The organism is Serratia sp. KH_031, assembly GCF_057839655.1.
In genome coordinates, this window is the sequence record NZ_CM174496.1 from 48,892 (window position 1) to 68,864 (window position 19,973).

The window sequence follows — 19,973 nt, forward strand, 5'->3', positions numbered from 1 at the left end:
AACACCCACCCGAAAAGTATCAGGTGGGTGTTGGATTAGAACGAGGGATTAAAATGTCGTCCAGTTGTCATTGTCAGCGGTGATCGCTGGAACTGATTTTTTCACCAGGGCCGTTTTCTGCATCACGATTTTTCCCACCGTCGGAGCGTTGTTTTCTGCCAGTCGGAATACCGAGACACTTTGCAGCAGCATTACAGCCTGTTCTTCCAGCGATGTGGCGGCAGTGGCGGATTCTTCTACCAAGGCGGCGTTTTGCTGCGTGGTATTGTCCATTTCGACAATCGCTTGACCAATTTGGGCGATACCGCGTGTTTGCTCGTCAGAAGCTGTGGCGATCTCCGCCATGATGTCGCGCACATGAGTCACCGCGCGGACAATCTGCTCCATGGTTTGCCCGGTATTTTCTACTAATGAGGTCCCCGTTTGAACTCGGCTGACCGATTCGCTGATTAACCCTTCAATTTCCTTCGCGGCTTCGGCACTGCGCTGTGCCAGATTACGTACCTCGCTGGCGACCACTGAGAAGCCGCGCCCTTGTTCACCCGCGCGTGCGGCTTCGACCGCCGCATTCAGCGCCAGAATATTGGTTTGGAAAGCAATACCGTTGATCAAGGTGGTAATTTCGGCGATCCGCTGCGAACTGCTGGAAATATCACGCATAGTGGCCACCACACTACCGACCAATTGACCGCCTTGCCGCGCAGTTTGCGAAGCCTCGGTCGCCAGTTGATTGGCGTGATGGGCGTTGTCGGAGTTTTGTTTTACCGTCGCGGTCAGTTGTTCCATGCTGGCGGCGGTTTCTTCTACCGCTGCTGCCTGTTGTTCGGTACGAGATGACAAATCAGCATTACCGGCGGCGATTTCCCCCGCAGCAGTCGAGACTTGGTTGACCCCCATTTGGATCTTTTCGATCATCTCGCGCAGGTTTTGGCTCATGGCAGCGATGGCATTCAATAATTTGCCCAACTCGTCGCGACGATGGCTGGTCTGCACCTGACGTAGATCGCCAGTGGCGATACGCTGCGCGATCTCCAATGTATTGTGCAATGGGCGGGTGATTTGCAACGTGATGCGCCAAGAAATCAGCAAACCTGCGAAGATGGCAATCAGCGCCGTCACGCCCATTTGGACTTGTGCACTATTGATATTGTTATGCGTTTCCGCCAATTCCTGTTTCAGTAGGTTGCTGACCAAATCACCCAATTCGGTTGCTATCACGTCCATCTGTTTGGCATATAGCTGTTCTTTTTCATAGGCGGGCATGTAAGCGGCGATGCGGTTTTTATAATCATCCAGCGCCGTCAGCAGAGGTTGTAATAGCGGTTTTTGCGCTTCGGATATGCGTTGGCTGAGTGCATGGGCCGCGCTGCGTGCATCGTCAATGGCGGTGATCAACGGGGTTTCGGCATCACGATTTAAGCTCAGTAACAGGCCACGTGCACCGTAGCGAATTTGAGTCAGCTTTTGGTTTAACTGGATAAACTCCAGTTGCAGGTTGCCTTCGGTCAATTGGCGTTCAACTTGGTTTAGGTTGTCCTGCACTTCGGACATATTCCAGCTTTCACGCACCGCATTTTTTTCTGTGACCGCTTTGGCAAAGACATTTTGCTGTTGTTGGTATTCACCAATCAATGCCCCGATACGTTCTAAGTTGGTGTAGCTCTGTGGTTGCCAGCCGAGGTTTTTGTTTTGTTCGATCAGCTTCGCCGCATTGTCGATAACCATACGGTTATCTTTCTGATATTGCAGGTCGTAAGTTTGACCATACATGGCGCGATTGTACTTGGCCTGATTGATTTGATCGTTCAACTGATAGCTGAAATCGACACGGTTGGTGCGAGATTCAATGAGGTTGAGATAGTGGATACCGGTACCAGCGAGGATCGCCACTAACAACAGCATCAAAAAAAATCCCAACCCCAGCTTCTTTCCCACAGTGAAATGAATAAATTTTTCCGTAATTGCCTTTAGTGCCGCCATCGTTTTTTCCTCTGTCGTGGCTTGCGTTATCTGTACAAACAATCGGCAGAATGGAAAAAAACTTTAATTAATTTGAGATAAAAAATGCCCGCAAATTTGCGGGCATTGAATTTTCGGGCATTATTTGGAGAAGCGGAAGATTACTTCTTCGCGGCAAAGCGTGCCGCAGCTTCGTCCCAGTTCACCACGTTCCAGAAAGCTTTGATGTAGTCTGGGCGGCGGTTTTGGAATTTCAGGTAGTAAGCGTGTTCCCACACGTCCAGACCGACGATTGGGAAGCCTGAAGCCCCTGCAACTGCGTCACCCATCAGCGGGCTGTCTTGGTTGGCAGTGGAAACTACCGCTAATTTATCGCCTTTCAGCACCAGCCATGCCCAGCCTGAACCAAAGCGAGTGGCGGCGGCTTTCTCGAACTCTTCTTGGAATTTCTCAACGCTACCGAAATCGCGTTCGATAGCGGCTTTCAGCTCGCCAGCCAACGTGGTGCCGGTTTTCAGGCCCTTCCAGAACAGGCTGTGGTTGGCGTGGCCACCCGCGTTGTTACGCATGAAAACGCGTTTTTCAGCCGGGACTTTGTCCAGATTCTGGATCAGTTCTTCTACGCTCAGTGAAGCCAGCTCTGGATAAGCTTCCAGCACGGTGTTGGCGTTATTGACGTAGGTTTGATGGTGTTTGGTGTGATGGATTTCCATCGTCTGCTTGTCAAAATGCGGCTCTAGTGCGTCGTAAGCGTATGGTAATGCTGGCAGTGAATAACTCATGTTCATCGTCTCCAGTAATGTTGAGCGGCGCAATAGTTGGGCACCGCGTAAGCAGTTGGATCATTATAGTTATTTAAATGATATTGAAAATGATTATCAATGCCTTGGTATTTGTGTGGTTTTTGAGCGGCTATTTTTAATCAGCAGTTTGATATGCATAGATGAAGCAGGGTGCTTGATTATTTTTCCATCATCTAGCATGCTTATGCGCATAGCTTTGCGCATAGGAACCCGTACCATGAATACCATTACTTCTCCCCGTAACAGCACCAAAAGAAGCACCAACGTGTACCTGACGGCTGCACTGGTCGATAAAGCCCGTAGTATGAACATGAACTTGTCGGCAACGCTGGATAGCCTTCTGGCACAAGCTATAGAAGCTAAAAAGGATGAGCAGGAAAAAGAGAAAGAAGATATGCAAGCTATGAACAAATTCATGGCAAAAGCGGGAATGCTTACAGATGATGATTTCTTTGGGAGTCTGTAATGCCGAAGCAATTTGATGTGTATTGTAATCCATCGACCAAAACCAATAAACTTTGGCCGTTTTATCTTATTCTCCAGAATGATTATTTTGATGATTTAACAACAAGGATTGTTGTTCCTCTGGTATCGAAACGTGACATTACCCTCAACAAGCAAAGAATAACCCCTCAGGTGGTCATTAATAATGACGGCTTCTATATATTCACACCAGCAGTCACGTTTCTGGATGCAAAAAAAATCAATAAAAAAGATTTTGTATGCAATGTGGCCTCATCTAGAAATGAAATCATCTCCGCCCTTGATGCTATCATCACGAACACCTGAACCCTGACGAGTAACGGACTGGGCGAGATCGGCCTGGAGCGCTAACTCAGCCGCCCAGGATGAGTAAACACCGTAGCCCTGCCCGGTTTACTGAACCCGACCAGCGTCAAATTACTGCGTTCGGCAATTTCCACCGCTAAAGATGTCGCCGCTGAAACCACGAACAGAATTTCCACCCCGCACATTGCTGCTTTTTGCACCATCTCATAGCTGGCACGGCTGGAAGTTAATACCGCGCCATGTTGCCAACCCTGTTTAGCGCGCACGCCGAGTAGTTTATCCAGAGCCACATGGCGACCGACATCCTCACACCCACCCAGCATTTCACCTTGTGGTGACAGCCAAGCCGCGGCATGAGTGCAACCGGTCAGTTGGCCGACTTCTTGCACTTCTCGCAGTTGCTTCAATGCAAAGTCGAGATTATCGAGGGAAAAGGTCTGCGTGAAAGGTAACGCAGTGACCGGGCGGAAAATATCAGCCAGTTGTTCAATACCGCACACACCACAGCCGGTGCGGCCTGCCATCGCGCGGCGACGTTCTTTCAACCCAGAGAAACGACGGCTGGAAAGCTCAATTTCCACCTCCAATCCGTTGCAGCCCTGATTAATATCTATACTGTAGATGTCGCGTGGTGAATCGATAATCCCTTCAGACAGGGAAAAACCGACGGCAAACGCTGCCAGATCCTTGGGAGTGCACATCATCACTACGTGAGAGATGCCGTTATAGACCAAGGCAACCGGCACTTCTTCCGCTAGCCAGTCTGGTTGTGCGTGACTAAGTTGTCCACGTTGATAGACCTCAGCTTGGGTGACACCTGTGAGCTGAGTCGCATTTACCGCTTGCTTGTGGTCTATATTGTTCACTTTGCGGGTACCTGTTTGTAACAACCATAAAATCAGTATGGTAATATAGTTGCTGTCGTTACTAAAATTCCTATTCGCCGCGGTACGGTGAAAGCGAATAAGTAGACAAAACAATGTTGTTCATTTTAGCGCTTCACGCTTCACTGGGGAAAGCGCTTTCAAATAATCAATGTGACAATCGCGATAGAGAAAGGAGACCTCCATGCAGGTCAGCAGAAGGCAGTTCTTTAAGATCTGCGCTGGCGGTATGGCGGGTACAACGGTAGCTGCACTTGGCTTTACCCCAACGGCAGTACTCGCGGCGAATCGGCAGTATAAACTGCTACGCGCACGCGAAACCCGAAATACCTGCACGTATTGTTCCGTCGGCTGTGGACTGTTGATGTACAGTCTGGGCGATGGCGCTAAGAACGCCAAAGAAAGCATCTTCCATATTGAAGGGGACCCGGATCATCCGGTCAACCGTGGTGCTTTATGCCCGAAAGGCGCAGGGCTGGTGGATTTCATCCACAGCGAAGGTCGCTTAAAATATCCAGAGTATCGCGCACCAGGCTCCGATAAATGGCAAAAACTCAGTTGGGATGATGCCTTTACCCGTATCGCCAAACTGATGAAAGAAGACCGCGATGCCAACTTCGTCAAAACCAACGATCAGGGCGTTACCGTCAACCGTTGGCTGACCACTGGCATGTTGTGTGCTTCCGCTTCCAGTAACGAAACCGGTTATTTAACCCAGAAATTTAGTCGCGCTCTCGGCATGTTAGCCGTAGATAACCAAGCACGTGTCTGACACGGACCAACGGTAGCAAGTCTTGCTCCAACATTTGGTCGCGGTGCGATGACCAACCACTGGGTTGATATCAAGAACGCGAACTTAGTTATCGTCATGGGCGGTAATGCGGCAGAAGCGCATCCAGTGGGATTCCGCTGGGCGATGGAAGCCAAAATTCATAACAAAGCCAAGCTGATCGTTATCGATCCGCGCTTTACCCGTACCGCAGCGGTGGCGGATTTTTACACGCCGATCCGCCCGGGCACCGACATCGCTTTCCTGTCGGGGGTACTGCTGTATCTGATCACCAACAACAAAATCAACCGCGAATACGTTGAAGCCTACACCAACGCCAGCCTGCTGGTGCGGGAAGACTTTACCTTTGAAGACGGCCTGTTCAGCGGCTACGACGAACAGAATCGCAAGTACGACAAAACCACTTGGAATTACCAGCTCGACGAGAACGGTTTCGCCAAGCGCGATACCACATTGAGCGACCCGCGTTGCGTGTGGAACATGCTGAAACAGCACGTTAGCCGCTACACACCGGAAGTGGTAACCAACATCTGTGGGACGCCAACCGACGACTTCATTAAAGTCTGTGAATACATTGCAGAAACCAGCGCGCACGACAGAACAGCTTCGTTCCTGTATGCATTGGGTTGGACGCAACACTCGGTCGGCGCGCAGAACATCCGTACTATGGCGATGATCCAGTTGCTGCTCGGCAACATGGGCATGGCGGGTGGTGGCGTCAACGCGCTGCGTGGTCACTCCAACATTCAGGGGCTGACGGATCTTGGTTTGCTGTCACAAAGCCTGCCGGGTTATATGACACTGCCTTCCGAGAAACAACCGGATCTGGACACCTACCTAAAAGCCAACACGCCGAAAGCGTTGTTGCCGGGGCAGGTGAACTACTGGAGTAACTACCCGAAATTCTTCGTCAGCATGATGAAGAGCTTCTACGGCGACAAAGCACAGAAAGAAAACAGCTGGGGCTTTGACTGGTTACCGAAGTGGGATAAAGGTTACGACGTCTTGCAATACTTCGAAATGATGTCGCAGGGCAAGGTCAATGGCTACTTCTGCCAAGGCTTTAACCCGGTCGCGTCGTTCCCAGACAAGAACAAAGTGGTGGCTTCACTCTCCAAACTGAAGTTCTTGGTGACTATCGATCCGCTGAATACCGAAACGGCCAACTTCTGGCAGAACCATGGCGAATTCAACGACGTCGATCCGTCCAAAATCCAAACCGAAGTGTTCCGCCTGCCGTCCACCTGTTTTGCTGAGGAAAACGGTTCCATCGTCAACTCTGGTCGCTGGCTGCAATGGCACTGGAAAGGTGCGGACGCCCCAGGCGATGCGTTGGGTGATGGTGAAATTCTGGCGGGTATCTTCCTGCGCTTGCGTGAAATGTATCAGCGTGACGGTGGAGCGGTGCCGGAACAGGTACTGAGCATGTCTTGGGATTACCTGACGCCAGAAAACCCGAACACCGAAGAAGTCGCTAAAGAAAACAACGGTAAAGCGCTGACCGATCTGCTCGATGCTGAAGGCAAAGTGCTGGTGAAAAAAGGTGAACAACTCAGTTCGTTCGCGCAACTGCGTGACGATGGTTCTACCGCCAGCGGCTGTTGGATCTTCGCCGGTAGCTGGACACCAGCGGGCAACCAGATGGCACTGCGCGATAACGCTGATCCTTCAGGCCTCGGCAACACGCTTGGCTGGGCTTGGGCGTGGCCGCTTAACCGTCGCATTCTGTACAACCGTGCTTCTGCCGATCCTTCAGGTAAACCGTGGGATGCCAAACGCCAATTGCTGAAGTGGGATGGAGCCAAGTGGGGCGGGGTTGATATCCCGGACTACAGCGCCGCCGCACCAGACAGCGACGTTGGGCCATTCATCATGCAGCCGGAAGGCATGGGGCGTCTATTTGCTATCGACAAAATGGCAGAAGGGCCGTTCCCAGAGCACTACGAGCCGTTTGAAACGCCACTTGGCACCAACCCGCTGCACCCGAACGTGGTGTCTAACCCAGCGGCGCGTGTGTTCAAGGACGATCTGGCCGCGATGGGTAAATCCGATAAATTCCCCTACGTCGGTACCACCTATCGCCTGACCGAGCACTTCCACTACTGGACTAAGCACGCGTTGCTCAACGCGATTATGCAACCGGAACAGTTTGTGGAAATTGGCGAGAAACTGGCGGAGAAAAAAGGCATCAAGCAGGGTGATACAGTGAAAGTCAGCTCCAACCGTGGCTTTATCAAAGCCAAGGCGGTGGTGACTAAGCGTATTCGTACCTTGCAGGTCAACGGGCAAGACGTGGACACCATCGGCATCCCGATCCACTGGGGTTACGAAGGGGTGGCGAAGAAAGGTTTTCTCGCCAACACGCTGACGCCGTTTGTCGGTGACGCCAATACGCAAACGCCAGAGTTCAAGGCGTTCTTGGTCAATGTGGAAAAGGTGTAACGGAGCCTCATTATGTCAATGCAATCTCAAGACATTATTAAGCGGTCGGCGACCAACCCTTTGACTCCGCCGCCACAGGCGCGCGATCACCAGGAGGAAGTGGCAAAACTGATCGACGTCACCACCTGTATCGGCTGTAAAGCCTGTCAGGTGGCGTGTTCGGAATGGAACGACATCCGTGATGATGTCGGGCATAACGTCGGGGTGTACGACAACCCCGCCGATCTGACCGCCAAATCCTGGACGGTGATGCGTTTCTCCGAGGTCGAAGAAAACGGCAAACTGGAGTGGTTGATCCGCAAAGACGGCTGTATGCACTGCGCCGATCCGGGCTGTTTGAAGGCTTGCCCTTCATCCGGCGCGATCATTCAGTACGCTAACGGCATCGTCGATTTCCAGTCCGAGCACTGCATCGGTTGTGGCTATTGCATCGCCGGTTGTCCGTTTGATGTGCCGCGTATGAACAAGGACGACAACCGGGTGTACAAATGTACCCTGTGCGTCGACCGCGTCAGCGTCGGTCAAGAGCCAGCCTGTGTGAAAACGTGCCCGACCGGTGCAATTCATTTCGGCACTAAAGCGGCCATGAAGGATCTGGCTGCGGAACGCGTCAGCGAACTGAACACGCGCGGTTATCAGAACGCAGGGCTGTACGATCCGGCAGGCGTTGGCGGCACACACGTGATGTACGTGTTGCACCATGCCGATAAGCCAGATTTGTATCATGGTCTGCCGAAAGATCCGCATATCAGCGTGGCGGTAAACTTCTGGAAAGGCGTATTGAAACCGCTGTCTGCGGCGGGCTTCATTGCCACCTTTGCCGGCCTGATCTATCACTATATCGGGATGGGACCCAACACCGTTGATGACGACGATGAGGAAGATTCGACAGGAGGGAGTCATGAAAAATAAGATGATAGTACGCACTAAGTTTATTGAGCGTGCTTGCCATTGGACCGTGGTGATTTGCTTCTTCTTGGTTTCCCTTTCCGGGATCGCCATGTTCTTCCCGTCGCTACAATGGTTGACTGAAACCTTTGGTACACCGCAGTTAGGGCGCATTTTGCATCCGTTCTTCGGCGTAATGATCTTCATCTTCTTGATGTTCATGTTCACCCGCTTTGTGAAGCACAATATGTTCGACCGTGAAGACCTTCGCTGGATGCGCGGCATCAAAGAGGTGTTGAAAGGCAACGAACATAAAGTGGCCGATGTCGGTAAGTACAACGCCGGTCAGAAAATGATGTTCTGGAGCATCATGAGTTTGATTTGGGTGCTGTTAATTACCGGTGTCATGATGTGGCGGCCATTGTTTGCCGGTTACTTCCCGATCCCGGTGATCCGCTTCGCGATTGTGATCCATGCGATTGCGGCGGTCGTGCTGATCCACGCGATCCTGATCCATATGTATATGGCATTTTGGGTTAAGGGTTCCATTAAAGGCATGATTGAAGGTAAAGTCAGCCGTAAGTGGGCCGCGAAGCATCATCCACGCTGGTACCGTAAAGTGGTTGCCGAGGAAGAAGAAAATATAAAATGAGTATCCGCATCGTTCCTAAAGAGCAGTTAGGGGCACAGCGTGAGAAATCAACGGCGGATGCAATTCCGCCGTTACTTTTCGCGAATCTGAAAAGCCTTTATACCCGCCGCGCCGAGCGTTTGCGCCAATTGGCGGCGGAGCATCCGTTGGGGGATTATCTCAACTTTGCCGCCACCATTGCTGAAGCGCAGGACAAAGCACGGCACGATAATCCGCTGGAGTTGGATCTGAACGCCGCCTTGGAGCAAGGGGCCGCTAGCGGTAAACCGCCGTTGGATCTGAGCATTTATCCACGCAGCGATCACTGGCAGAAGTTGCTGACCTCGCTGATTGCTGAGCTGCGTCCACAGGCACCGGAGCATATCAGTCTGGTGCTGGAGGGGTTGGAAAAGGCCTCTGCCAATGAACTGGAGCAAATGGCCGATGCGTTGCTGAATCAAGAGTTTGGCAAAGTCGGCAGTGATAAAGCGCCCTTCATTTGGGCGGCGTTGTCGCTGTACTGGTCGCAGATGGCGAGCTTAATCCCCGGTAAAGCCCGTGCTGAATACGGCGAGCATCGCCAGTTCTGCCCAGTGTGTGGCAGTATTCCGGTTGCCAGTGTGGTGCATATTGGCACCACCAACGGCCTGCGTTATCTGCATTGCAACCTGTGCGAAAGCGAATGGCATGTGGTGCGGGTTAAATGCAGCAACTGCGAGCAAACGCGCGATCTCAACTACTGGTCACTGGAAAGTGAACAAGCTGCAGTGAAAGCGGAAAGTTGTGGCGATTGCGGCACTTATCTGAAGATTTTGTATCAGGAAAAGGACCCGCAGGTAGAAGCGGTAGCCGACGATCTGGCCTCGCTGATTCTCGACGCCAAAATGGAAGATGAGGGGTTTGCGCGCAGCAGCATCAACCCATTCTTGTTCCCCGGTGAATGAATATTTTGCCTCTGTCACTAAAATGGCAGAGGCAAATTCGGATTTCTTATCTGGCAAACCGCAGGGGGCGTTGCTACGTTTACGACATAACGTGTCAATGTGGAAGGAAAGGGATGATGTTAAAGCAAATTGCAAAATTTGTCGTAATGACGACCTTGCTGATCGGGTTGGTGGCCTGCGATAACCCAGACACCAAGCAGCCGACGGTACCGAAACCCGCTCCAAAACCAACCGCCACACAGGCTGTGCCGGTAGCCAAACCGGTCACTGAACCGGCTGCCCCGGTTCCGCCACTAGGGCTGAACGTCTCATTGCAACAGGGCAACATCACTTTCGAACTCCCGCCGGGTTTTAGCGACCAAACTAAATTCAGCGGTATCATGAATGACAACAAATCCACCATCCAACTGTTTCTCGATAGCAAGTCACGCCAACGTACCGTCTCTTCCGAAGTGATCCCACCGGATGATATGAAGCTGAATAACAGTGACAAAATGCTGAAAGATCTCACGCAAAGCATGATCACTGAGCTGTCCGATCGTTATCAGAACATCAAAACCACCAAAGAAGAGAATTTCAGCGTGGGTCAACAGAAATTCCACAGACTGGATACCGAACAAAGCGTCAACGGACAAAAAGTAGTTTCCACCATCGTTCTGACGGTGTTCAATAAACGCGTGGTGACATTACAAATGCTGACGCCGGCGAAAACACCTGAAATGCATCGGGAGCTGGTGCAGCGGATCATCGATACGATGACGGTTAAATAGCGAGGATGGACTGATGAAGCTGATCGGCAGTTATACCAGCCCTTTTGTGCGCAAGATTTCCGTGCTGTTGCTGGAAAAAGGGATAACCTTCGAGTTTGTTAACGATCCACCGAATACCCCCACCAGCCGAGTGACAGACTTTAATCCACTGGGTAAAGTCCCGGCGCTGCTCACTAAAGACGGCGAGGTGTTTTACGATTCGAAAGTGATCGCCGAGTATCTGGAATTATTGTCTGATGCTCCGGCGTTTTTACCTGCCGATCGCACCGAGGCTCTGCATATCCGCCAGATTGAAACCTTGGCAGATGGTATCACCGATGCCGCCGTCATCTTGTACTGCGAGAGTAAACGAACCGCAGACAAACAGGACGAAGAGTGGATTTTGCGCCATCGCAGCAAGATTATTCATGGTCTGGATGCGCTGGAAAAACTGGCACAAGAAAAACGCTGGCTGAACGGCGAACAACTGACGCTGGCGGATATTGCCACTGGCTGCGCGCTGGGTTATCTCAATTTCCGTCGCATTATCCCCAACTGGTGTGTTGAACGCCCAACGCTGATTAAGCTGGCTGAACGACTGTTTGCACGCAAAAGTTTTGCTAGCACCCAGCCAGCAATACGTAACTAATACCGAGTCATGATGAGCCAACTTTATAGTCAGTTACCTGCGATTGACCGCCTGCTGCGCGACCCTACTATCGAGCCGTTGGTGGCAAAATACGGCCAGACCTTGATTAGCGATTTATTACGCCAAATGCAGATGCAGGCGCGGGAAACCATCAAAACCAGCCAGCAATTGCCTCACTGGAACGCAAACTGGTCGTTGGAACTGATAGCCCGAATCGCAGAGCAACAGCGCTCGGCGCTGCAACCGGTATTTAACCTGAGCGGCACCGTACTGCATACCAACCTGGGGCGTGCGTTGTTGCCACAGGTGGCGATCGATGCGTTGGTGAACACCATGGGCGCGGCGGTGACGCTGGAATACGATCTGGATGGCGCCGGGCGAGGGCATCGCGATCGCGCCGTGGCAGATTTACTGTGCCAACTAACTGGCGCGCAAGACGCCTGCATCGTCAATAACAACGCGGCGGCGGTGCTACTGATGCTGGCGGCGGTGGCACCGGGTAAGCAGGTGGTGGTATCGCGCGGTGAGCTGGTGGAGATTGGCGGCGCGTTTCGCATTCCTGATGTGATGCGGCAAGCCGGTTGCCAACTGGTGGAAGTGGGCACCACCAACCGCACACATTTGAAAGACTACCGCAACGCCATCAACGAACAGACTGGCTTGCTGATGAAAGTGCATACCAGTAATTACAGTATTCAAGGCTTTACCGCGGCGGTGGATGAGGCCGAGCTGGCGCAACTGGGAGCCGAGCAGGGGATTCCGACGGCGACCGATTTGGGCAGCGGAACGCTTGTCGACATGACGCAATACGGTTTACCCGCCGAACCGATGCCCCAGCGGCTATTGGCGGCGGGGGTCTCTCTGGTCACTTTCTCCGGCGACAAACTGCTGGGCGGCCCACAAGCGGGAATTATCGTCGGTAGCAAGGCGTTGATTGCTAAGCTACAACAGCATCCGCTCAAACGGGTATTGCGTGTTGGCAAGCTGACGCTGGCGGCATTAGAAGCCACGTTGCGTTTGTATCAACAACCAGAATTACTGGTGCAACACTTACCGACGTTGCGTTTGCTCACGCGTCCACAATCAGAAATGCAAGCTAGTGCAGAGCGTTTGCTGACAGCGCTGACGCCACATTTCTCAGAACATTATCAATTATGTGCTGAACCTTGCTGGTCGCAGATTGGCAGCGGTTCGTTGCCCGTCGATCGCTTGCCGAGTTATGCCCTGACCTTTTCGCCGCGAGATGGTCGTGGCGGCACCTTGGAACGCTTGGCGCAGCAATGGCGCAGTCTGCCGCAACCGGTGATTGGACGTATCAACGACGGCAAATTGTGGCTCGATCTGCGCTGTTTGGAGCAAGACGGCGCGTTGATTGAGGCACTGAGCGCATGATTATTGCCACCGCAGGCCATGTCGATCATGGCAAAACCACTTTATTACAGGCGCTCACTGGGGTTAACGCCTCGCGCTTGCCAGAAGAAAAACGCCGTGGCATGACCATCGATCTTGGCTACGCTTATTGGCCACAAGCCGATGGTCGCGTACTGGGTTTTATCGATGTGCCGGGGCATGAAAAATTCCTCAGTAATATGTTGGCAGGGATCGGTGGCATTGATCACGCCTTGCTGGTGGTGGCCTGTGACGATGGTGTGATGGCGCAAACTCGTGAGCATCTGGCGATCTTGCGCTTAAGCGGACGCCCGCAACTGACCGTTGCGCTCACCAAAGCCGATCGCGTCGAAAGCGAGCGCGTGGAAGACGTTCGCCAACAGGTGACAGAAGAGCTGGCGCAGCAAGGCTGGCACGACGCGACGTTATTTGTCACCGCAGCGATGCAGGAATTGGGCATTGATGCGCTGCGCCAACATTTAGCGGCTTTACAACCGAGTGAACATGCCCTGACGCGCCGCTTCCGGCTGGCTGTCGATCGCGCATTCAGCGTCAAAGGTGCAGGGCTGGTGGTTACTGGCACCGCACTAGGCGGCATGGTCAATGTCGGCGATAACCTATGGTTGACCGGAGCTGACAAACCGGTACGGGTTCGCGGATTACATGCACAGAACCAGCCAGTGGAACAGGCGCAGGCTGGGCAACGTATTGCGTTGAATATCAGTGGTGACGTCAGTAAAGAGCAGGTCACGCGCGGCGACTGGCTGTTAGAGCGACAACCCCTCGCCAGTGCTGAGCGGGTATTAGTGGCGCTGGAAACCGATCATCCCTTGCAACATTGGCAATCGTTGCATCTGCATCATGCCGCCAGCCATATTACCGGCCGCGTTTCGTTGTTAAATCCGCAGTTGGCGGAGCTGATCCTCGATCGTCCGTTGTGGTTAGTGGAAAGCGATCGGTTGATTTTACGTGACATCGGCGCACGACAAACGCTGGGTGCGGCGCGGGTGCTGAGGTTGGACGCACCCAAACGTGGCAAACGACAGACTGAGTTTCTGGCTTGGCTGACACAGTTATCGCAAGCAGAAAGTGACGAACAGGCGTTGACGCTGCAATTGCCAAATGGCGCATTGGATCTGGCGACCTTTGCGTGGGCACGCCAACTCACCGATGCGGGTTTAGCGCAACAGCTGGCCGGGCATGCGTTATTGATGGCGGGTGATAAAGTCTTGGCGCAGAACAATGTGCAACAGGCGGAACAACGCCTGCTCGACGTGTTGGCGGCGTACCATCAACAACATGATGATCAACTTGGCCTCGGACGCGCTCGCCTGCGACGCATGGCACTGCCAACCTTGGATGAAGCGCTGGTGTTCAAACTGATCGAACGTCTGTTGGCTCTGGGGAAACTGGTGAATACCCGCGGTTGGCTGCATCTGCCGGAGCATGGTTTGGCGTTCAGCCCCGAAGAACAGGTGCTGTGGCAACGTATCGAACCGTTGTTTACCGAAGAACCTTGGTGGGTGCGTGACTTGGCTGCTGAATTGGCTGAAGACGAAAGCAGGGTGCGCAACCTGTTACGCAAAGCGGCGCAATTGGGGCATGTCACCGCCGTCGTCGCCGATCGCTACTACCATAGCCAGCGCATTGAATTGTTTGCCAAATTAATCCGTGAATTGGATGCAGAGCAAGGCAGCGCTAACGCCGCTGATTTTCGCGACCGGCTCGGCGTAGGGCGCAAATTGGCGATTCAGGTACTGGAATTCTTCGATCGCAGCGGCTTTACCCGCCGTAAAGGTAATCAACATCTATTGCGGGATGGCGGGTTGTTTTAAAACAAAGTTTTTTCTTTTGTTTTTCTTATGATTGGGACTGCGTAGGACATATAAGGAATTTGATATGAGCAGGGAAATTCAAAAGGGAAAATATCTCTATCATTTAACATGTTTAAGTAATTTAGGTTCTATATTGCAAAATGGGTTGCTCCCAAGGGCTGAACTACAGCCGTCTTTTCAAGACGTCGCAGATAAGGGTATTTTGCAGAAACGACAACATTTAGAATTAGATAAGAAAGTTCCATTTCACTTTTTCACTAAGAATCCATTTGATTATCGGGTGCAATGTGAGCGTCCAGAGGAAATGTTCGTCATTATTGGTGTATTAAGGATAATAGCAGAAGAGCAAAATTGGTATGTAATCCCACAACATCCTCTAGCCAGCGACGGAGATATCCAATTGTTTGATTATCAAGAAGGATTATCGCGAATTGATTGGCAAACAATGGAAAAATGCGATTATAGTGATAAAGCATCGAAGAGTATCTGCATGGCCGAATGTTTGGCTCCAGGTGTTGTTGCTCCTGAGCTGTTTCAAAGTATCTGGGTCAAGGATAATACGGCTAAACTAGCGGTGGATAAACTTCTTAAAACAACATCTTATGCTCCTTATCTCAACGTCAATGACAGAATGTTTATCAAGTTGTAATGGCAAACTATAAGAGCCTTAATCCACAAAAAGCGCTGATCTGGCGTATTGTTCACAGGGATAATTTGCCCTGGATTTTGACTCATGGTTTATCTGCAGGGAGCCGCATTCAAGATCAAGCCGAACGCTGGACTTCTATTGGTAATGCTGAATTGATCGAAAGGCGCAAGCAGCGAGAGGTTCCCATTGCGCCGGGGGGAACGCTGAATGACTATATTCCCTTCTATTTCACGCCATTTTCCCCCATGTTGTACAACATCTATACTGGTCGTGGTGGGGTAACGCGCTATCCTAATGAAGAAATTGTTATTTTGGTTTCCAGTTTACATCGGTTACAGGAGCAAAAATTGGCGTTTACGTTTACTGATCGTCACGCTTATACACCGATGGCTGGTTACTATAACCAATTAGATCAATTGGATAATGTCGATTGGGAACTATTACAGCAACGTAATTTCAAACGTGATCCTGATAAACCTGAGCAAATCGAACGTTATCAGGCCGAAGCCTTGATTTATCAGCATATGCCAGTCACGGGATTGCTAGGGATCGTATGTTATACCCAGACATTGCAAACTCAGTTGCAGCAAGACGTCGGAGACTTGTTGGATATACACTGTCTGCCGGGCTGGTATTTTTCTTAATGGGGGAAACTGATGATTCGCTTTACACAAGGTAACCTGTTGGAGGCACCTGCTGAAGCGCTGGTCAATACCGTTAATACCGTCGGCGTGATGGGCAAAGGCATTGCTTTAATGTTCAAAGAGCGCTTTCCAGCCAATATGCGTGCCTATGCTGCAGCCTGTAAAATGGGGGAAGTGACGACTGGCAAAATGTTTGTTACGGCTTCTGGTGAATTAATGGGGCCGCGATGGATTATCAATTTCCCTACCAAACAACATTGGCGTAGCCCATCTCAGTTGGAGTGGATTGTTGATGGGGTACGTGATCTGCGTCGTTTCATTGTACAAAACAAGGTGAAATCTATTGCCATTCCGCCATTGGGTGCGGGGCATGGAGGATTAGCTTGGCATGATGTACGTGCCGTACTTGAAAGTGAACTGGCTGATTTGGATCAGGTTGATATCATCATCTACGAACCGACGGAAAAATATCAGAATGTTGCAAAGAGTGCAGGGGTAGAAAAACTGACGCCTGCTAGGGCTCTTATTGCAGAATTAGTGCGGCGTTACTGGGTGTTAGGTATGGAATGCAGTTTGTTGGAAATCCAAAAACTGGCTTGGTTCCTCGAGCGTGTCATTATTGCGCAAGGTATAGAAAACCCATTGAATCTTCAATTTAAAGCAAAAAATTATGGTCCTTATGCTGATCGGTTACGTCATTTATTAGATGGGTTGGATGGGAGTTACCTGAAAAGTGACAAGCGGCTCGGTGATGCTAAACCTTTGGATATTATCTGGTTCAATGATGAAAAATCCGATTTTTTAAATGCTTATCTGAAGAATGAAGCCAAACTTTGGCTACCCGCCTTACAAAAAACGTCTGAGTTGATCGATGGTTTCGAGTCACCATACGGTTTAGAGCTACTGTCCACCATTGATTGGTTAGTGCATGAAGAAAATGTTCCAGCGGAAGAAAATGCCGTATTAGAAGGTATTAGCCACTGGCCTGCGGGTAAGCGTTGGGCGGAAAGAAAATCGCAACTCTTTGAGAAATCTGCGGTGAATGCTGCTCTTACACGGTTACAACAATCCCATGGTTATTGTTAAAGAAAATCTGATAATTATTTGATTTTTCTTTGTTTTCATGGCCCCTCCTCCAAGGAGGGGCACTATGGTGCCCCGATACTCAGTCGATATTGCGTAGTTTCCACTGTTTGGCAGTAATACGATCTAACAAGAAGAACGGCAACGACTCCTTCCACATTTTGCCTTGTACCGGTGAAGCGTACTGACATAAACGAACACTGTTTTCATCAACAATTTCCCAGCGTTGCATCTCGCCATCGGCTTTGTTGCTTTCGACAGCGGCTAACTGATAGCTGGTATTGCTGCCAACGTGGAAACTCGCGGTTTGCCAGCGAATCGGCTCATGTGGCGGGAAGGGGCGAGCGTTGTAAAAACCGAAGATGTCATCGTGACTGAGTAGGTTCTGTTTTACGGTTGGCCAGACTTGTTGACGCAGGAAATACTGATCAACGAAGCGGCGGTGAGCTTCTTGTTGGCTCAGATATTCCCGAGTTTGGTCAATGAGCGAAGGTAGATTTTCGTTATGGCAACCGCCCCACATCCCGGCGAGTAGCAGTTCGGTATGAGTAAAATAATCACGCATATGGTGATACCAATAATCGCTGTTCAGCCACTCTTCAACCGCAACTAGCTCACGTTCTGAGAGTAAGGAGTCTGCATCGCGAATCAGATAACGTTTCACCGTGGGATCGTCGAGCACTAAGAAACGCCACATCAACGCTGGAATATTGTCGTGTATTTCCCCTTCAACTTTAATCACTTCGGCGCCGGTTTGCTGTAGCCGCTGCTGTATTTCTTGCGGCACGCTATCGTCTAGATAGAAGCGACAACGCCAAGCGGGGAATAACTCTTTGCTGACTTCCGCGTTTAGAACGGCAGTTTCGCAATAACGCGCCAAGTCACCAAACAAGGTGAAGGCAATGATGTTTTCTTGTGGGTTATTCGGATTAAACGGCGGCGGTGAAGCGGCGGGCAATGGATAGGCTTGCCCATTGCCAAACTTTTTGTCGCCGAGTTCTAATGACATGACGCCATAATGTCGAATGTCTTCTTGACGATCTAGCCAGCCGCAAACCTCGACAAAACCATCGAGCGCAGTATCTGGCAAGTTTTCCAATGGCACAAGTTTGAGCAGTTTTTTATAGGTTTTGTATGACTCGTCGTATTTTTTAACGCGCATTAAACACAACGCATAGCTTGCTAGCACGTCGGGATTCTTAGGAATGATTCGCAGTGTAGTTTCCGCGATAGTTTTACCGGCAGCATAATCATTATTGTCTATTGCTGTGCGGTACTGCTGTGCCAGAGAGTTAAGGCGCTGTTCTTGCTGTGCGTGTAATGAGGGTTTAGTTCGTTGAACTGGGTGCATGAATCAATTTGCCTCGTTCTTGATTTGAATATCCCGCTTCATCAAGAGTCGGGCAATATAGGGGACATATCAGAGCAAATTGCAGATTTTCGGTCAATAAAACGACGGGTTTTTCGGAGAAAAACAAGACGCGTCTGGTGTGAGGCACATGATTAAGGGAAGAATGCGATAAAAACGGAGCCGTAACCCCGTTTCAAATTAGGCGACTGTAGATGCGGGGGTAATGCCACTGCCGTTGCGTTTGCGCAGGAATACAACAACCAGAGCCAACCAGCAAATACCGCTAATCAGATTGAACAGGTTAAATGCACCGCTGCCGTTCCATACATAGGCCACTTTCGCCAACTCAATGCCGACGGTAAATACCGCCATACTCATCATGCCCATGGTGGCAGAAACGGTCCCTTTGCTGACGTCGCTGGAAAATAGCGTCAAACGATACAGACCGGCATTGGCGAGCCCGATACCAAAGGCATACAAGCTCAATCCTGCGGTCATCCACAGATAAGCGTGGGCGGAGAATATCGTCGCCAGTGTGGCGATCAACAAACCGATGATCATCGGGCCTGCGCCCAGTTTAATCAGCCGTTCAACGCTGTTTTTACCGGTCAGGCGTGCCAGCGTCAGGTTGCCGATAATCAACGCACCAAATACCGGGATTTGCAGCAAACCATATTCCAGCGTGGTCAGCTTCTCGCCGCTGATCAAAATCACTGGTGACTGAGCGATCCACGCCAATAACGGCAAACTAGCAAAGCCGATCGCCAACGCGCCGCAGACAAACCGACGATTAGTCAGTACCTGACGATAATCACGCCACATATTGGCTGGGGAGAGTTTTTCACCGCGTAGCGTGGCGGTTTCCGGCATCGCTTTCCACAGGCCGTAGAAGGCGATGGCCGCCAGCACAGCAAATATCACAAACATGCTTTGCCACGGCGCGATATGGATCAGCGCCGCACCAGCCAATGGCCCGAGTAGCGGGGCGATCAACGCCACGTTAGCCATCAGCGCGGTAATTTTGATACACACTGATTCTTCGAAAGATTCTTGAATGGTGGCGTAACCCACCGCGCCGATAAAGCACAGTCCAATCCCTTGCAGGAAGCGCATGGCAATAAATTGCTCAATGTTAGTGACCAGCAGGATCGCTAAGCAGGAAACGATAAAGAATGCGACGCCAGCTAGCATCACCGGGCGACGACCACGGCGATCCGACAGCGGGCCGAGTAGCCACTGAAGGAAAATACCGCCAGCCAGATAGGCGGTCATTGAAGTGGGTACCCACTCTTCGCCTGCGTTGAAGTTGGCCACCACGGCCAGCATACCGGGCTGGATCATATCGTTCGCGATATAGGTGGCGAATTCGAATAGCACCAAACAAAGCGGGAATAAAAGCGCCTGTCGACCCAAACGAGCCGCAGGTGGTAATGTGTTTTTCATAATTATGGCACTGAATAATAAAAGGTAATCAGGGAACTGCCAGGGCGGGAA

General features: G+C 51.1%; 18 protein-coding genes. 13 read left to right on the forward strand and 5 right to left on the reverse strand.

Features of this window, described 5'->3' with window-relative positions; genetic code table 11:
• Positions 1-48 precede the first annotated feature (48 nt).
• Both AC3ISQ_RS00195 and sodA read right to left on the reverse strand, forming a co-directional pair.
• The gene (locus AC3ISQ_RS00195) at positions 49-1,980 is read right to left on the reverse strand and encodes a methyl-accepting chemotaxis protein (RefSeq protein WP_489349988.1); all 1,932 of its coding nucleotides are present in this window, start codon (positions 1,978-1,980) and stop codon (positions 49-51) included.
• A 140-nt stretch (positions 1,981-2,120) separates the two neighbouring features.
• A complete protein-coding gene (sodA, locus tag AC3ISQ_RS00200) occupies positions 2,121-2,741 on the reverse strand; it encodes a superoxide dismutase [Mn] (RefSeq protein WP_489349990.1) in 621 nt (206 codons plus the stop codon).
• Positions 2,742-2,979: 238 nt separating this feature from the next.
• On the opposite strand from sodA, the gene AC3ISQ_RS00205 reads away from it, so the two are divergent.
• A complete protein-coding gene (locus tag AC3ISQ_RS00205; RefSeq protein ID WP_489353443.1) occupies positions 2,980-3,228 on the forward strand; it encodes a type II toxin-antitoxin system CcdA family antitoxin in 249 nt (82 codons plus the stop codon).
• Complete coding sequence (locus tag AC3ISQ_RS00210) at positions 3,228-3,551, forward strand: CcdB family protein (RefSeq protein ID WP_489349992.1); 324 nt, start codon at positions 3,228-3,230, stop codon at positions 3,549-3,551. The genes AC3ISQ_RS00205 and AC3ISQ_RS00210 overlap by 1 nt, the downstream gene beginning before the upstream one ends.
• 41 nt (positions 3,552-3,592) lie before the next feature.
• Here AC3ISQ_RS00210 and fdhD read toward each other — a convergent pair whose 3' ends face one another.
• Positions 3,593-4,408, reverse strand: coding sequence for a formate dehydrogenase accessory sulfurtransferase FdhD (gene fdhD / locus AC3ISQ_RS00215; RefSeq protein ID WP_489353445.1), 816 nt, complete (start codon positions 4,406-4,408; stop codon positions 3,593-3,595).
• Positions 4,409-4,619: 211 nt separating this feature from the next.
• Between fdhD and fdnG the strand changes: the two genes are divergently transcribed.
• From fdnG to darG, 11 genes are all read left to right on the forward strand, one after another.
• Positions 4,620-7,667 (forward strand): formate dehydrogenase-N subunit alpha, encoded by a 3,048-nt coding sequence (gene fdnG, locus AC3ISQ_RS00220; protein ID WP_489349993.1) that lies wholly within the window; start codon positions 4,620-4,622, stop codon positions 7,665-7,667.
• 12 nt (positions 7,668-7,679) lie between these two features.
• A complete protein-coding gene (gene fdxH, locus AC3ISQ_RS00225) occupies positions 7,680-8,579 on the forward strand; it encodes a formate dehydrogenase subunit beta (protein ID WP_489349995.1) in 900 nt (299 codons plus the stop codon).
• Entirely contained in the window at positions 8,569-9,207 is a 639-nt protein-coding gene (gene fdnI, locus AC3ISQ_RS00230; protein WP_489349997.1) for a formate dehydrogenase-N subunit gamma, read from the forward strand. The genes fdxH and fdnI overlap by 11 nt, the downstream gene beginning before the upstream one ends.
• Positions 9,204-10,130 carry a formate dehydrogenase accessory protein FdhE gene (gene fdhE / locus AC3ISQ_RS00235; protein ID WP_489349999.1) on the forward strand — a complete coding sequence of 309 codons (927 nt, stop codon included), beginning with the start codon at positions 9,204-9,206 and terminating at the stop codon, positions 10,128-10,130. Before fdnI ends, fdhE begins: the two co-directional genes overlap by 4 nt.
• Positions 10,131-10,246: 116 nt before the next feature.
• Positions 10,247-10,900: a DcrB-related protein gene (locus AC3ISQ_RS00240; RefSeq protein WP_489353447.1), complete on the forward strand. Its 654-nt coding sequence runs from the start codon at positions 10,247-10,249 to the stop codon at positions 10,898-10,900.
• Positions 10,901-10,913: 13 nt separating this feature from the next.
• A complete protein-coding gene (locus AC3ISQ_RS00245) occupies positions 10,914-11,528 on the forward strand; it encodes a glutathione S-transferase (protein ID WP_489350001.1) in 615 nt (204 codons plus the stop codon).
• Between the two features lie 9 nt (positions 11,529-11,537).
• Positions 11,538-12,920: an L-seryl-tRNA(Sec) selenium transferase gene (selA, locus tag AC3ISQ_RS00250; protein WP_489350003.1), complete on the forward strand. Its 1,383-nt coding sequence runs from the start codon at positions 11,538-11,540 to the stop codon at positions 12,918-12,920.
• A complete protein-coding gene (selB, locus tag AC3ISQ_RS00255) occupies positions 12,917-14,752 on the forward strand; it encodes a selenocysteine-specific translation elongation factor (protein WP_489350004.1) in 1,836 nt (611 codons plus the stop codon). The genes selA and selB overlap by 4 nt, the downstream gene beginning before the upstream one ends.
• Positions 14,753-14,816: 64 nt before the next feature.
• A complete protein-coding gene (locus AC3ISQ_RS00260; RefSeq protein WP_489350006.1) occupies positions 14,817-15,401 on the forward strand; it encodes a DarT ssDNA thymidine ADP-ribosyltransferase family protein in 585 nt (194 codons plus the stop codon).
• Positions 15,401-16,045 (forward strand): type II toxin-antitoxin system toxin DNA ADP-ribosyl transferase DarT, encoded by a 645-nt coding sequence (gene darT, locus AC3ISQ_RS00265; RefSeq protein ID WP_489350008.1) that lies wholly within the window; start codon positions 15,401-15,403, stop codon positions 16,043-16,045. Before AC3ISQ_RS00260 ends, darT begins: the two co-directional genes overlap by 1 nt.
• 12 nt (positions 16,046-16,057) lie before the next feature.
• Positions 16,058-17,131, forward strand: coding sequence for a type II toxin-antitoxin system antitoxin DNA ADP-ribosyl glycohydrolase DarG (gene darG, locus AC3ISQ_RS00270; protein WP_489350010.1), 1,074 nt, complete (start codon positions 16,058-16,060; stop codon positions 17,129-17,131).
• A 79-nt stretch (positions 17,132-17,210) separates the two neighbouring features.
• On the opposite strand, the gene AC3ISQ_RS00275 is transcribed toward darG, so the two are convergent.
• Complete coding sequence (locus AC3ISQ_RS00275) at positions 17,211-18,479, reverse strand: tetratricopeptide repeat protein (RefSeq protein ID WP_489350012.1); 1,269 nt, start codon at positions 18,477-18,479, stop codon at positions 17,211-17,213.
• 198 nt (positions 18,480-18,677) lie between these two features.
• Positions 18,678-19,922, reverse strand: a complete 1,245-nt coding sequence (locus AC3ISQ_RS00280) for an MFS transporter (protein ID WP_489350014.1) — start codon at positions 19,920-19,922, stop codon at positions 18,678-18,680.
• Positions 19,923-19,973: the final 51 nt, after the last annotated feature.